The organism is Kocuria palustris (assembly GCF_007666205.1).
Taxonomy (GTDB): domain Bacteria; phylum Actinomycetota; class Actinomycetes; order Actinomycetales; family Micrococcaceae; genus Kocuria; species Kocuria palustris_A.
This window is the reverse complement of record NZ_VDOR01000010.1, coordinates 33,066-48,470: the sequence shown is the minus strand read 5'-3', so window position 1 is coordinate 48,470 and position 15,405 is coordinate 33,066. Positions and strand designations below refer to the sequence as shown.

Below are 15,405 nucleotides of genomic sequence, written 5' to 3'. Positions count from 1 at the left end.
ATGAGGGGACGGCCGACAGCTCATGCTGTCGGCCGTCCTGAGGCGGTGCTGCGGGGTCCGGCAGGTCAGCCGACCGGCACCGGCGCCTTGACCAGGGAGAACAGGTCCTTGGGGTCATCGGGATCGGCCACGAGGTCGATCGGGACCTGCAGATCCGTCCCCGCCGTGGCGTCGCGCACGCAGCGCAGCGCCGAGAAGTCCGAGATCGCGAAGCCGACCGAGTCGTAGAGCGTGATCTCGTCATCGGAGCTGCGGCCGGGGGCCGCCCCGGTGAGGACCTGCCAGAACTCGACGACCGGGAAGTCGTCCTCCATCTGCTGGATCTCGCCCTCGATGCGGGTCTGCGGCGGGAACTCCACGAAGACCGTGGCGCGCCGCAGGATGTCGGCCTCGAGCTCGGTCTTGCCCGGGCAGTCGCCGCCCACCGCGTTGAGGTGCACGCCGGGGCGGACCTGGTGGTCGGAGAGCACCTTGTTCTGCGCCTTGTCGGCGGTGCAGGTGGTGATGATGTCGGCGCCCTCGACGGCCTCGTCGACGGAGTCGGTCAGCGTGATCCGGAAGCCGAGCGGCTCCAGGTTGCGACGCAGCTTCTCCATGGCGTCGGGATCGACGTCGTAGACGCGCAGGTCCTCGATGCCGAGCACCGAGCGGAAGCCCAGCGACTGGAACTCTGACTGGCTGCCGGCGCCGATCAGTGCCATCACCTTGGAGTCCTTGCGAGCGCACTGCTTCGCGACCATCACCGAGTTCGCGGCGGTGCGAAGGGCGGTCAGCAGCGTCATCTCGGCGAAGAACGTCGGGTAGCCGTTGTCCACGTCCGCGAGCATCCCGTAGGCGGTGACGGTCTGGTAGCCGCGGGCGGGGTTCGACGGGTGCCCGTTGACGTACTTGAAGCTGTACGTCTCGAGGTCGGACGTGGGCATCAGCTCGATGACGCCCACGGGGGTGTGGGTGGCCACGCGCGGGATCTTGTCGAACTTCTCCCACCGGCGGAAGTCCTCTTCGATGTAGCCGACCATCCTCTCGATGATCGAGCCCACGCCATCGCGCTGGATCCACTGCGCCATGGACGGAACATCCACGAGCTGCGGCATACGGCCTCCTTCTGAAGTGTCCGGGAACTGCATCTGACGGGTTGCTGCTGCACGGTTCGTCGGGTGACCTGTTGAACAATAGGGGGCGAAAAGTGCACGGGTAACCCCCTGGATGCGTGCGATCGTCGCGTGAATGGGCGATCCGTGGCGGGTCGGTTAGCATTCCGCACATGACGCAGATCTCCGAGCTCGAGAGCCGCCTCATCGCCGAGCTGCGCGCCGACGGCCGCGCCCCCATCGCGGCGCTCGCCGAGCGGCTGGGGGTCTCGCGCACCACGGTCAGCCGCAGCATCGACCGGCTCGTGGCCCGCGGGGTGATCATCGGCTTCACCGTGCGCACCCGGGACTCGACGGCCGACGACCGGGTGCGAGCCGTCTCCTTCATCGAGGTGCAGGGCTACACGACCGACCAGGTGATCAGCTCGCTGCGCGGCCTGCCCGAGATCATGGGGCTGCACACGACGAACGGCGGGTGGGACCTCGTGGCCGAGATCTCGTGCCGGGACCTGAAGGCCTTCGACGACCTCCTGCGCCGGATCCGCGCGATCCGGGGCGTGATGAACTCCGAGACCTCCCTGCTGCTCAGCTCGGTCGTGCGCTGACCGGCCGCCCGCAGGCCCGGATGCCGGGCGTGCCTCCGCGCTCGGCGGCTCCGCAGGATCGGCGCGGGGCCGGAGCCGTGCGGCTCCGGCCCCGCGCCGGGTCGGGATGGATCGATCCGGACGGGATCAGCGGGCCCCGGGGGTCCCGTCGTCCTCGGGGACGCCGGCCGAGCCGTCGCGACGGGGATCCGCCGGGCGGTGCGAGCGCTGCTCGAACAGCTCCCGGCCCGGGCTCGTGCCCACGACCGGGAACTGGCCGGTGTAGCCCTCGTGCGCGGCCGCGATCTCGCGCACCCGGCCGCGGACCAGGAACCAGCCGCCGATCAGGCACGGGATGACCACGAGCATCGAGGCCAGGGTGTAGGTGCCGACCGGGTAGTCGAAGGCGATGAGGACCATCACCGCGGCGATGAACACCATCACCGCCCAGTCCGCGAAGCGGCCGCCGGGCGCGCGGTAGGACGGGCGGCGGTACTTCCCGCGGTTCACGAGCTGCAGGAACTTCTGGTGCGACATCGCGATCGCCGCCCACGAGGCCATGGTGCCGATCGCGGCGATGTTGAGCACGATCTCGAAGGCCTGGGCCGGGACCCAGAAGTTGAGGAACACGCCGAACAGCGCGACGACGGCGGTGAGCATGATGCCGCCCACCGGCACGCCGGCCTTGTTCATCTTCTGCGCGAACACGGGCGCGGAGCCGGCCACGGACATCGAGTGCAGGATGCGCCCCGTCGAGTAGATCCCGGCATTCATGGACGACATGGCCGCGGTGATCACCACGAGCTGCATGATCGTGCCCGCGGCATCCACGCCGATCGAGGAGAAGAAGGTGACGAACGGCGACTCGTCGGCGGAGTATGCCGTGTACGGCATGAGCATGCAGAGCAGGAGCACGGAGCCGACGTAGAAGACCGCGATGCGGAAGATCACCGAGTTGACCGCCCGCGGGATGACCTTCTCCGGGTTCTGCGTCTCGCCGGCCGTCGTGCCCACGAGCTCGATGCCCGCGTAGGCGAACACGACGCCCTGGGTCACGATGATCGCGGGCAGGAAGCCGTTGGGGAACAGCCCGCCCTCGCTGGTGATCAGCGACAGTCCGGTGGGCGAGCCGGTCGGCGTCCCGAAGAGCACGAAGATGATCCCCACGATCAGGAAGATCACCAGGGCGCCGACCTTGATCAGGGAGAACCAGAACTCGAGCTCGCCGAAGACCTTCACGGACACGAGGTTCAGCGACACGACCAGCACGACCACGACCAGCGCCAGGATCCACTGGGGGATCTCCCCCAGGAAGGCCATGGACTCGTACTGGCCGAACCAGGCGATGTAGATCGCCAGCGCGGTGGCGTCGGCGACGGCGGTCATGGCCCAGTTGAGCCAGTAGAGCCAGCCGGACACGAAGGCCGAGCGCTCGCCGTAGAACTCGCGCAGGTAGGAGACGAAAGAGCCCGACGACGGCCGGTGCAGGACCAGCTCGCCCAGGGCCCGCAGGATCAGGTAGCCGAAGAAGCCGCAGACGGCGTAGAGGATGAACAGCGACGGCCCGGCGGTCTCGAGGCGGCCGCCCGCGCCCAGGAACAGGCCGGTGCCGATGGCCGAGCCGATCGCGATCATCTGGAGCTGGCGGGCGCCGAGCCCCTTGTGGAATCCCTCCTGCTCATGGGCGAAGGGGTCATCCGGTCGCTGCTGCACCGGTGAACTGCTCGAGTGTGACATGAGGACGCTCTCCTGGATCAGGCGCCGACGACCTGCCGCGCCCGCGGAGGCCCCGCCCGGTGAGAGGCGGCCGCGCAGGCGTCGGGAGGACATGGACGCGCGCCCCGGCGGAACATCCGGTGCAGCAGCGACCGCCGGGAGCAGGATGTACCGTACATCACAGCCCCCTCCGCGCCGCCCTGTGACGCCGCGCGTCGCCGCCCTGCTCAGGAGCGCGGCCCCGCCGCGCCGGAGCGCAGCGGGGCCGCGGGCGGGTCGGCGCCGGAGCCGGAGTCGGAGTCCGCGCGGGACTCAGCGCATGTCGTCGCCGGGATCCCGCAGCGTGTCCTCTCGCGAGACGATGGTGCCGATCGGGAACTGGCCGGTGTGGCCCTCCCGCAGGCGCGCCTGCTCCATGACCCGGCCGCGGACGCAGAACCAGCCGATGACCAGCGCCGGCCCCACCACGACCACCAGCAGCCCCAGGGTCCAGCTGCCCACGGGGTAGTCGATCGCGATCAGGAAGAACACCACCACGATGAACGCGATCACGGCCCAGTCGCCGACGATGCCCGTCGGGTTCCGGTAGGCCGGGCGCTCGTAGACCCCCTGGCGGGCGAGCCGCACGAACCTCTGGTGCGAGAGCACGATGGTCACCCAGGCGGCCATGACGCCGACCGCGCCGATGTTGAGCACGATCTCGAAGGCCTGCTCGGGGACCCAGATGTTCAGGGCCACGCCCACCATGGCCATGGCCGCGGTGAGCAGGATGCCTCCTGTGGGCACGCCCGAGCTCGACAGCCGCTGGGCGAACCGCGGCGCGGAGCCGGCCACGGACATCGAGTGCAGGATGCGCCCGGTCGAGTAGATCCCGGCATTCATGGACGACATGGCCGCGGTGATCACCACGAGCTGCATGATCGGGCCCGCGGCATCCACGCCGATCGACGAGAAGAACGTCACGAAGGGCGACTCGTGTCCCGAGTAGGCCGTGTACGGCAGCAGCAGGCACAGCAGCAGGACCGAACCGCAGTAGAAGACGGCGATGCGGAAGATCACCGAGTTGATCGCCCGGGGGATCTGCTTCTCCGGCTCCGCGGTCTCGCCGGCCGTCGTGCCCACGAGCTCGATGCCCGCGTAGGCGAAGACCACGCCCGCGATCATGACCACGGCCGGCACCGCGCCGTTGGGGAACAGGCCGCCGTTCTGGCTGATCAGCGCGAAGCCCGTCTCCGAGCCGGTGGGGGTCCCGAAGAGCACGAAGAGGGTGCCCACGACCAGGAAGACCACCAGGGCGCCGACCTTGATCAGGGAGAACCAGAACTCGAGCTCGCCGAAGACCTTCACGGAGAGCAGGTTCAGGGAGACCACCAGGACCACGATCACCAGGGCCAGGACCCACTGCGGGACGGCGTCGATGAAGGCGAACGGCTCGTACCTGCTGAACCACTTGAAGTACAGCGCCAGCGCGGTGGCGTCGGCGACCGCCGTCATGGCCCAGAACATCCAGTACAGCCACCCCGAGACGAACGCGGAGCGCTCGCCGTAGAACTCGCGGGCGTAGGAGACGAAGGAGCCGGACGACGGGCGATGGACCACCAGCTCGCCCAGCGAGCGCAGCATGAGGTAGCCGAAGAAGCCGCAGACGGCGTAGAGCAGGAACAGCGACGGGCCGGCGGTCTCGAGACGGCCGCCGGCGCCCAGGAACAGACCGGTGCCGATCGCGGAGCCGATCGCGATCATCTGCATCTGCCGCGCGCTCAGGGACTTGCGGAAGCCCTCCTGCTCGTGCGCGTAGGCGTCCTGCGACGCGGGATCGGTGGAGGGCAGTGACATGTGCACCTTCTCGGGCTGAGGAGCAGGGATGCCTCATCATCGGGGCATTGTTGAACAGGAGAAGAGAGTACTCCCATACCAGACACCGCTGTGACTGGGACCACCCGGGACACGCTCTCAACGTGCACTCACCGGCAACCCAGGGTTCATCCAGGAATGGTGCGCTGGAGCGGTCCGCCGCTCCGGGAGGTCGAGGATTCCGCGCCGGGGCCGACCTCTCCGCCCGAAGGATCGCGCATGTCTCCCCTGAAGCACCCTCGCCCGTCGTCCCTGTCCGCTGCGGTGGCCGCGGCCGGCGTCCTGGTCTCGACGTCGTTCATCGTCCCGGCCCACGCGCAGGAGGCGCAGCCCGAGGCGGTCGCCTCGGCCGCGAGCACCACGGATCTGCTCTACTTCAACGACTTCCACGGGCGGCTCGACGAGGATCCCGTGGGCTTCGCCGGGGCCATCGAGTCGCAGCGCGGGCCCGAGGACCTGCTGCTCTCCGGCGGGGACAGCATCGGCGCCTCGCAGTACACGTCGGCCGCGCAGGACGACGACCCGACGCTGGACATGCTCAACGCCCTCGAGCTGGACGCCTCGGCCGTGGGCAACCACGAGTTCGACCAGGGCCGCGACGACCTCACGGGCCGCGTGGCCGAGCGCGCCGACTTCCCCTACCTGGCCGCCAACGTGCGCGTAGGATCGGAGACCGGGCCGCTGCTCATGGAGGGCGAGGGCCACGAGGGCAGCGGCGCCTACGACCTGTTCGAGCGCGACGGCGTGACCTACGCGGTGATCGGCGCGGTCACCCAGGCCACCCCGTCCAAGCTGGCGCCCTCGGCCACCGAGGGCCTCGTGTTCACCGATCCGGTGGCCGAGGTGAACGAGGTCGCCCAGGAGCTCGCGGCCTCCGGTGAGGCCGACGTGATCATCGCGTCCTACCACGACGGCTCCGCGAGCCAGAGCGCGGCGGAGGCGGATCGCTTCTGGACGGAGACCTCGCAGGAGGTCGACGTGATCTTCGGCGGCGACACCCACGCGGAGTACGACGTGTCGGAGGACGTCGACGGCGACGGCACCGACGACCGCGCCTATCTGCAGACCGGGTCGTACATGGCGAACCTCGGCAAGGTAGAGGTCACCTACGACCCGGAGGCCGACGACGTCGACGTGGTCTCGAGCGTGACCCCCTACGAGGAGCTGATCGACGGGCAGACCCCCGATCAGCTCGCGCAGCAGCACCCGCGCGTCGCGGCCGTGTCCGGCGTGGTCTCCGAGGCGGAGAGGGCGGCCGAGCAGATCGGCTCGACCCCGGCCGGGCAGATCACCGGCGACATCACCACCGCGTTCGTCGGCCAGACCCGCGACGACCGCCAGAACGAATCGGCCCTGGGCAACCTGGTGGGCGAGTCGATCCGCTCCGAGCTGGCCGGGTCCCACGGCGTGGACATCGGCGTCATCAACCCGGGCGGGCTGCGCAACGAGTTCCACTACGCGGACGACCCCGACGAGGTCATCGACGGCGATGCCGACGGCGTGGTCACCGAGGCCGAGATCAACAATGTCCTGCCCTTCGCCAACAACCTCAACACGGTCGAGCTGACCGGCGCCCAGTTCCGGCAGGCGCTCGAGCAGCAGTGGCAGCCCGAGGGCTCCTCGCGCGCGTTCCTGCACCTGGGGCTCTCCGACAACGTGCAGTACACGATGGACGAGTCCCGCCCCGTCGGCGAGCGCATCACGTCGGTGACCGTCGACGGCGAGCCCCTGGATCCGGCGGCGACCTACACCATCGGCTCGGTGTCCTTCCTGCTCGAGGGCGGCGACGGCTTCACGGCCTTCTCCGACGGCTCCGATCCCGTCGACACGGGCCGCATCGACCGCGAGGCCTTCCAGCAGCACATGAGCTCCCAGACGGCCCCCATCGCCCCGCAGTTCGACCGCCGCGCGGTCAACGTGACCGGGTCCTCGGCCGAGGGCGGCACGACGACGCTCGAGCTCTCCGAGCTGAACCTGACCTCGCTGGGGGCGCCGGCCAACGAGACCGTGGAGATCCGCCGCGGCTCCGCGGACGGCGAGGTCGTCGCGACCGCCGAGGTCTCGGGCGACGCCGTCCAGGATCCCGCGTCCGGGCGGGTGGGCGGTGCGGCGACCGTCGAGGTGCAGACCGCGGATCTGCAGGGCGAGCCGTCGTTCCTGGTGGTCCGGCCCGCCGGGACGACGATGCGGCTGCCGGACGAGCTCTTCGCCGCCGGCGGCCCCGGCGCGGCCGACGAGGACTGGCGCACGGACTTCGTGGACGTCCCCGAGGGCCTGGCCCACGCCGAGCACATCCAGTGGATGGCCGACCGCGGCATCGCGACCGGCTGGGTCAACGAGACCCTCAAGGTCGCGGAGTTCCACCCGCACGACGCCGTCCACCGCGATGCCATGGCCGCGTTCCTCTACCGCCTGGCCGGCGAGCCGGAGGTCGAGCTGCCCGAGCAGTCGCCGTTCTCCGACGTCGACGAGGACTCCACGCACTACACCGCGATCGTGTGGGCGCAGCAGGAGGGCATCGCGACCGGCTGGTCCGACGGCACCTACCGCCCGACCGAGGACATCCGCCGGGATGCGATGGCCGCCTTCATGTACCGCTTCGCCGAGGTCCCGTCGTACCAGCCCTCGAGCGCCCAGCCGTTCACGGACGTCAGCTCCGGCCAGCAGCACGGCGCGGCCATGGCGTGGATGAAGGACTCCGGGCTGTCCACCGGCTGGTCCGACGGCACCTACCGTCCGCTCGAGAGCACCCACCGCGACGCGACCGCGGCCTTCCTGCACCGCTACGCGCAGCAGTTCGGCCTCGAGGGCTGATCCCCCGCGCAGCCCGCCGCGGCCTCCCGGCCCGGCGGGCTGCCTCGCGCCCGGCGCCGTCGCGGCGCCTGCCCCTCGCCCACCGCCACCCCCGCTGCCCCGCCGACGTCCGCTCCGAAAGGGATCCCGATATGACCGCGCAGAACTCCCCCGCCCGCCGTTCCCGCTTCGCCGCCCTGCCCGCGGCCGCGCTGCTGTCCCTCCCCCTGGGTCTGAGCTCCCTCGCCCCGGCCACGGCGGCCCCGGCCGGCGACGACGTGGTGATCAACGAGGCCTACGTCAACGGCGGGTCCTCGGGCGCCTCCTTCACCCACAAGTTCGTGGAGCTCTACAACCCCACCGACGCCCCGATCAGCCTCGACGGATGGAGCCTGCAGTACCGCTCGGCCACCGGCACGGCGGGCTCCTCCAGCACCGCGCCGCTGTCCGGCACGATCGGACCCGGCGAGCACTTCCTGGTCACCGGCGGCTCCAACGGCACCGACGGGGCCCCGCTGCCCGCCGGCGACGTCACGGCCGGCGGCAGCCTGAACCCGTCGGGAACCCGCGGCACCCTGGTGCTCTCCGACGGCTCCGCGCCGCTGTCCCTGCCCGCCGGATCGATCACGGAGGGCACGCCCGGCGCGGAGTCCGTCGTGGATGTGCTGGGCTACGGCTCGTCGAACACCTTCGAGACCGCCGCGGCGGCCGGCCCGGACTCGAACGCGGACCCCCGCTCCCTGAACCGCGCCGAGGGCGCGGACACCGACGACAACTCGGCCGACTTCTCCCTGTCGGGCCAGGTCACCCCTCAGACGGGAGACGGGACCGAGGTCCCCGCCCCCGAGCCCGAGCCCGAGCCGGAGCCGGAGCCGGAGGGCCCGGCGCAGGAGCTGCCGATCGCGCGGATCCAGGGCGAGGGCGACACGACGCCCTATGCCGATCAGCGCGTCACGACCCGCGGCGTGGTGACCGCCGCCTACTCGACCGGCGGCCTCGACGGCTACCAGATCCAGACCGAGGGCACGGGCGGCGACCTGGGCGAGGACCACAGCGCCTCGCACGGGATCTTCGTCTACGCCCCGGATGCGCTGGACGCAGCGCAGATCGGCGACCACGTGCAGGTCACCGGCACGGCGGACGAGTACTACGGCCAGACCCAGATCTCGGTGCCCGCAGAGGGGATCGAGGTGCTGTCCGAGCCGGCCGAGGCCGTCAAGCCCGCGGAGGTCGCCTGGCCCGCCGATGAAGGATCCCGCGAGGACCTCGAGGGCATGCTCCTGCAGCCGGCCGGCGAGTTCACCGTCTCGGACAACCACGCGCTCAACGGCTACGGCGAGATCGGCCTGGCCGCCGGCGAGGGCCCGCTGCGGACCCCGACCGACGTCGCCCCGCACGGCTCGGCCGAGGCCGCGGCGGTCGAGGCCGACAACGCCGCCCGCGGCGTCCTGCTCGACGACGGGTCCACCTGGAACTACGGCAATCTGGACCGCTACGGCGACGAGCCCCTGCCCTACCTCTCCCTGGAGAATCCGGTGCGGGTGGGCTCGTCCGTGAGCTTCGACCAGCCGGTGATCCTGGGCTACGGCTTCGACTCCTGGCGCTTCCAGCCGCTCGAGCAGGTCACCGGCGACAGGCCCGCGGCCGTCCCGGCCCTGTTCGAGAACGACCGGCCCGAGTTCGCCGCGCCGGCCGAGGTCGGCGGCGACTACACGCTGGGGACCTTCAACGTGCTGAACTACTTCACCTCGCTGGGCGAGGACGAAGCGGGGTGCGATGCCTACGTCGACCGCGACGGCGATCCCACGACCGCCGACTACTGCGACGTGCGCGGGGCCTATGACCAGGACTCCTTCGAGCAGCAGGAGGCCAAGATCGTCGCCGCGATCAACGGGCTGGACTCCTCGGTCGTCTCGCTCGAGGAGATCGAGAACTCCGCCGCCTTCGGCAAGGACCGCGATCAGGCCCTCTCCGCCCTGGTGGACGCGCTCAACGCCGCGGCCGGCACCGAGAAGTGGGCCTACGTCCCCTCCCCGGACGAGATCCCCGCCGACGAGGACGTGATCCGCACCGGGTTCATCTACCAGCCGGCCGAGGTCGAGACCGTCGGGGAGTCCGCGATCCACGACGACGAGTCGGCGTTCGCGAATGCCCGCGAGCCGCTGGCCCAGGCCTTCCGCCCCGTGGGCGGGACGGAGGCCGACGACTTCGCGGTCGTCGTGAACCACTTCAAGTCCAAGGGCGGCGGCGGCACGGGCGACAACGCCGACACCGGCCAGGGCGCCTGGAACGGCGACCGCACCCGGCAGGCCGAGTCCATGCAGGGCTTCGCGGAGCAGTTCGCGCAGGACGCCGGCACCGATCGGCTGTTCCTGACCGGCGACTTCAACTCGTACACGCACGAGGACCCGATGCTCGGGCTCTACTCCGACGGCTACGTGAACCTCGCCCCCGAGGGCCAGCACTCGTACTCCTTCGACGGGCAGTCAGGCTCCCTGGACCACGTGCTGGCCTCCCCCGCCGCGGCCGAGGCCGTGACCGGCTCGGACATCTGGGAGATCAACGCGAACGAGTCGATCGGCATGGAGTACTCGCGCGCGAACCACAACGTCGTGGACCTCTACGCCCCGGACCAGTTCCGGGCCTCGGACCACAACCCGGCGCTCGTCGGCATCGCCCGAGCTGACGATCCGGGTCAGGAGCCCTCGCCGGAGCCGACTCCGGAGCCCTCGGACGAGCCGGGCGACCGGCCCCCCTTCGGGCACGGCCGCGACCTCGCGGAGCAGCGCAAGCAGGACCGAACCCGGCCCGACGGCGACCTGCGCGAGTGGACCCGCGGGCAGCGCGAGACCCGCACCGGCCGCTGAGCCACTGAGCAGCCGCGGACGCGGCCGGGGCGGCTGACCGGCTGACGACGACAGGGCCCCTGCCCGAGCACCGCTCGGGCAGGGGCCCTGCCTCATGCCCTCGAGCCCGCGGCTCCGGGGCCCAGGAGCCGCGCGCTCACCCCAGGATCTGCTCGGCCGCCCGGTCGGCGTCGGCCAGGGTGCGGGCGCCGAGCTCGGCGGGGGCGTCGGCCTCGGCGGCGATCGCGGTGCCCCACTGGACCGAGGTCAGCTGCAGGCCCAGCACCCACACGCCGTCCTGGACCCGATCGTCCGTGCCCACGGTGCGGTACGGGATCGCGGAGACGTCCAGCCCGGCCCCGGGGAACCGCGCCGCCCCGTCCCGGGTGTCCATCGGCTTGGAGCGCAGGATCCCGGCATCGTGCATGGACTGCAGCAGGGGCGAGATGTTGCGCCGGACCTCGTTGGGCGGGGACATCGCCTCGAGCATCACCCGGGAGCGGAACGGCTCGGCGGCCACCCACGGGGAGCTGGCCTCGAAGCAGCCGCGCTCCTCGTCCACCCGGAACACCGGGTCCGGGCCCAGGAAGCGCACGACCCCGGCGCGGGCCAGGGCCGCCAGCTGGCGGATCCGCAGGGACGGCGGCCCGGAGCTCAGGCCCTCGGCCAGCGGGGCGAAGGTGCGCAGCAGGTCGTCGTGCCACGAGGCATCGGTCAGCCCGACCTCGGCGATGATCTGCTTGAGCAGGGTGCGGGACCAGTTCAGCGAGGAGAACGCCATCTTGGCCGGGTCGTCCTCCCCGCGGGCCGAGCCCGCTGCATCCCGGTCCAGCAGGTGCACCACGGCCGCGGCGTACTCCTCGTGGGAGCCGAAGTGCTCGCCGCGGAACGGCTTGGCCGAGCGCACGGGGTCGAAGCGGTCGGCGGCGGGCACGGCCGTCTGCACGAGCCGCTCGAGGCGCACCTCCCAGGGCAGGCCCTCGGCGGTGTCCTCGGCCAGGCGCTCGGTCGAGTCCTCGGCCCATTCGCGCTCCGCTCCGCGGCGGGCGGCCCGGGCAGCGGGGTCGGCCTCGGCCGATGCGGCCTCGGCGTCGTCGGGGATCCCGAGGGCCCGGTCGAGCTCGGCCAGGAAGTCATCGGCCGGGAGCTCCAGGCGCTCGGGGTGCACACGCGCATAGGTGCGGTAGTAGGTGCGGTGGGCATCGCGCAGCACGAGCGGCAGCAGCACGCGCTCGAAGGACAGCGGCCCCCTGCCCCGCAGCTGCTCGATCGTCGCGGGGGTCAGGAAGCGGTGCTGCAGGCTGCGGGCGTAGTAGCTGTCGATGTCGGGCTTGGCGCGGTACGGGGTCCCGCGGCGGGAGCCCGCGACCACGAACGGCTCCCGGCCCGACGGGCGGTAGACGAGCCGGCCGGTGCCGTCGTCGGCCGGGGCGAAGCTGCCGCCCCGGCCCTCGGTCACCTCGGCCAGCACGTCGTGGAAGTTCAGGCCCATGCCCCGCACGAGCACCGCGTCCCCTGCCGGCAGCGACTCCCAGTGCCCGTCCGCCGGGACGATCGGCGGGCGGTAGTCCAGGCCGTGCTGGGCCGCCGCGTCCACGAGCTCCTTCTGGCCCCTGTTGAGCTGGGCGTCCAGGTGCCCCAGCGCCAGCACGATGTGATCGGCGAGCAGCTCCTGCTGTCCCCCGATCTCCACGGCATAGCGATGCCGCCCCGACTCGACCCTGCGCGCGGCCACCGCCTCGTCGCGGTGCACCCGCAGCTCGACCGCCGCCGGGGCCCGTTCGACCAGAGAGCGGAAGACCCACTCCAGGTAGGCGCCGTAGAGCCTGCGGGGCGGGAAGTCCGCCGCGCCCAGCTCCTCCAGCGCGGCGCGGTTCTGCTCGTCCAGCTCGACCGCCGGCTCCTGCGCGGCGACGGCCTGGCGCCACGCATCGAAGCTCATCCCTCGCAGCGGCTCGAGCGGGGGGACCTCCAGCGCGCCGTCGGCCGCGATCACCGTGGGGAACAGCGAGGGGGTGTTCATCAGGAAGCGCGGCGACTGCCGGGTGCGCCACACGTGCCCCGACCCGGGCGGGAACGGATCCACCACATCGATCTTCACGCGCCGGCCCGAGGCGGCGGCGCGGGCCACGAGCCGTTCGAGCGCCGAGAGGCCCCGCGGCCCGCAGCCCACGATGACCACCCGGGGCACGGGCCGGGAACGGGGCTCGTCATGGGGGAACTCGGTCGTCGGGGGCTCAGCGGTCATGCTCCCAGCATAGGAACTGAGCGGGCAGGCCTCGGCATGAGGGCGCTGCTGCCCGGTGGGCACGGGGCCGGGGCTGGGTCGGGCCGGTGCTGGGCCTGCCCTGCCCATGCGCCCCTAGGGTGGGGACCATGACTCACGACCCGTCCGCCGAACCGACCGACGACCTGCTGTGGCTCGAGGAGATCCACGGCGAGCGCGCCCTCGAGTGGGTGCAGCGGGAGAACGAGCGCAGCGAGGCCCTGCTGCTGACCCCGCAGCTGGAGCGGCTCGAGGCGGCGGCCCTGGAGGTCATGGACTCGGACGACAAGATCCCCATGGTCTCCAAGCACGGCGACCACTACTACGGCTTCTGGCGCGATGCCGAGCACCCCCGCGGGCTGTTCCGCCGCACCACGTGGGAGTCCTGGATCAGCGACGAGCCCCGCTGGGACGTGATCCTGGACCTCGATGTGCTGGCCGAGGCCGAGGCCGTCCCGTGGGTCTGGGGCGGCGCGCGGATGCTGCGCCCCCGGTACACCGACGGGCAGTGGCGGCGGCTGCTCATCGGCCTGTCGCCCGACGGCGGCGACGCCCGCCGGTACCGCGAGTTCGACCTGCTCCAGCGCCGCTTCGTGCCCGAGGACGAGGGCGGCTTCGACCTCCCGGCCGCCAAGACCTCCGTCTCGTGGCTGGACGCGGACACCCTGCTCGTCGGCACCGACACCGGGACCGGATCGCTCACGACGTCGTCGTACCCCGCCCAGGTCCGGCGCCTCTCGCGCGGGCAGGCCCTGGCCGAGGCCCCGATCCTCTTCGAGGTGCCGCTCGATCACATCCAGGCGTGGGCGGGGCGCGATCACACGCCGGGCTTCGAGCGCACCCTGGCCGTGGATGCGATCGACTTCTTCCGCTCCGTGACCTACCTGTTCGACGAGGCGGTCGACGGCGGCCCCGTGCCCATCGACGTGCCCGAGACGGTCGAGGTCGACATCCACCGGCAGTGGCTGCTGCTGCGCCCGCAGGAGCCCTGGGTGCACGAGGGGGCCGAGTACGAACCCGGCACTCTGCTCGTCGCCGAGCTCGATCGGTTCCTGGACGGCGAGCGCGAGCTGACCGCCGTCTTCGCCCCCGACGAGCGCACCAGCCTGCAGGGCTGGTCCTGGACGGCCTCCCACCTGGTGCTGCAGCTGCTCTCGGACGTCTCCTCCGAGATCCGCACGCTCGAGCCCGGCACCTGGCGCGCCGAGCCCATGGAGGGCGCGGGCAGGCATCGCTCCACCGCGGTCTGGGCGGTCGACGACGAGGATCCCCAGGCGGGCGATGACGTCTGGCTCTCCACGAGCGGCTTCCTCACGCCCACCACGATCATGCGCGGGACGCTCGAGCAGTCGCTGCCCGAGCCGGTCAAGCAGGCGCCGTCGTTCTTCGACGCCTCCGGGCTGAGCGTCGAGCAGCACTGGGCGGTCTCCGCCGACGGCACGCGGATCCCCTACTACCAGGTCGGCCCCGCTGATCTGCCGCTCGACGGGCGCAATCCCACCCTGCTCTCCGGCTACGGCGGCTTCGAGGTCTCGCGCACCCCGGGCTACTCCGGGGTGATCGGCCGGTCGTGGCTGACCCGGACCGTCGAGGCCTCCGGCTCCGACGACGCCGCGGCCCCCGGGCGAACGGGCGTCCACGTCATCGCCAACATCCGCGGCGGGGGCGAGTACGGGCCGTCGTGGCACCGGGCGGCCCTGCAGTCGCAGCGTCACCGCGCCTACGAGGACTTCGCCGCCGTGGCCCGGGACCTGCACGAGCGCGGGGTGAGCTCCCCCTCCACGCTGGCCTGCGCGGGCGGCTCGAACGGCGGTCTGCTCGTGGGCAACGTGCTCACGACCTATCCGGAGCTCTTCGCGGGGATCTCGTGCGGCGTGCCGCTGCTGGACATGCGCCGCTACACCCGGCTCTCGGCGGGGACGTCGTGGATCGCGGAGTACGGCGACCCGGACGACCCGCAGCAGTGGGAGTTCCTGCGCACCTTCTCCCCCTACCACCTGGTGGAGCCGGGCCGGCAGTACCCGCCCGTGCTGTTCTGGACGGCCACGAGCGACGACCGGGTGGGGCCCGTCCAGGCCCGCAAGATGGCCGAGCGCATGCGCCGGCAGGGCCATGAGCGCGTCTGGTTCCACGAGACGCTCGAGGGCGGGCATGCCGGAGCCGGCGACAATCGCCAGGCCGCCCGCTCGCATGCGCTGTCCTACGACTTCATGTGGCGGACCGTCACCGGAACCCTCTGACCCCCTCCATTCGCC

At 71.8% G+C, this 15,405-nt stretch carries 8 protein-coding genes; 4 read left to right on the top strand and 4 right to left on the bottom strand.

Going from position 1 to position 15,405, the window contains the following annotated elements; genetic code table 11:
- Positions 1–65: 65 nt before the first annotated feature.
- On the bottom strand, positions 66–1,094 hold the full coding sequence (locus FSY66_RS09775) for an ornithine cyclodeaminase (RefSeq protein ID WP_144794395.1): 1,029 nt from the start codon (positions 1,092–1,094) through the stop codon (positions 66–68).
- 170 nt (positions 1,095–1,264) lie between these two features.
- Here FSY66_RS09775 and FSY66_RS09770 point away from each other — a divergent pair, with 170 nt between their 5' ends.
- On the top strand, positions 1,265–1,696 hold the full coding sequence (locus FSY66_RS09770) for an Lrp/AsnC family transcriptional regulator (protein WP_144794394.1): 432 nt from the start codon (positions 1,265–1,267) through the stop codon (positions 1,694–1,696).
- Between the two features lie 126 nt (positions 1,697–1,822).
- Here FSY66_RS09770 and FSY66_RS09765 read toward each other — a convergent pair whose 3' ends face one another.
- Positions 1,823–3,412: an amino acid permease gene (locus tag FSY66_RS09765; protein WP_144794393.1), complete on the bottom strand. Its 1,590-nt coding sequence runs from the start codon at positions 3,410–3,412 to the stop codon at positions 1,823–1,825.
- 291 nt (positions 3,413–3,703) lie between these two features.
- Positions 3,704–5,227 (bottom strand): amino acid permease, encoded by a 1,524-nt coding sequence (locus tag FSY66_RS09760; protein ID WP_144794392.1) that lies wholly within the window; start codon positions 5,225–5,227, stop codon positions 3,704–3,706.
- A gap of 237 nt (positions 5,228–5,464) precedes the next feature.
- Here FSY66_RS09760 and FSY66_RS09755 point away from each other — a divergent pair, with 237 nt between their 5' ends.
- Positions 5,465–8,059 carry a 5'-nucleotidase C-terminal domain-containing protein gene (locus FSY66_RS09755; protein ID WP_144794391.1) on the top strand — a complete coding sequence of 865 codons (2,595 nt, stop codon included), beginning with the start codon at positions 5,465–5,467 and terminating at the stop codon, positions 8,057–8,059.
- Positions 8,060–8,190: 131 nt separating this feature from the next.
- Positions 8,191–10,905 (top strand): ExeM/NucH family extracellular endonuclease, encoded by a 2,715-nt coding sequence (locus FSY66_RS09750; RefSeq protein WP_144794390.1) that lies wholly within the window; start codon positions 8,191–8,193, stop codon positions 10,903–10,905.
- Between the two features lie 136 nt (positions 10,906–11,041).
- Here FSY66_RS09750 and FSY66_RS09745 read toward each other — a convergent pair whose 3' ends face one another.
- Positions 11,042–13,132 (bottom strand): FAD/NAD(P)-binding protein, encoded by a 2,091-nt coding sequence (locus FSY66_RS09745; RefSeq protein WP_144794389.1) that lies wholly within the window; start codon positions 13,130–13,132, stop codon positions 11,042–11,044.
- A gap of 128 nt (positions 13,133–13,260) precedes the next feature.
- Between FSY66_RS09745 and FSY66_RS09740 the strand changes: the two genes are divergently transcribed.
- Entirely contained in the window at positions 13,261–15,390 is a 2,130-nt protein-coding gene (locus FSY66_RS09740) for a prolyl oligopeptidase family serine peptidase (RefSeq protein WP_144794388.1), read from the top strand.
- Positions 15,391–15,405 lie beyond the last annotated feature (15 nt).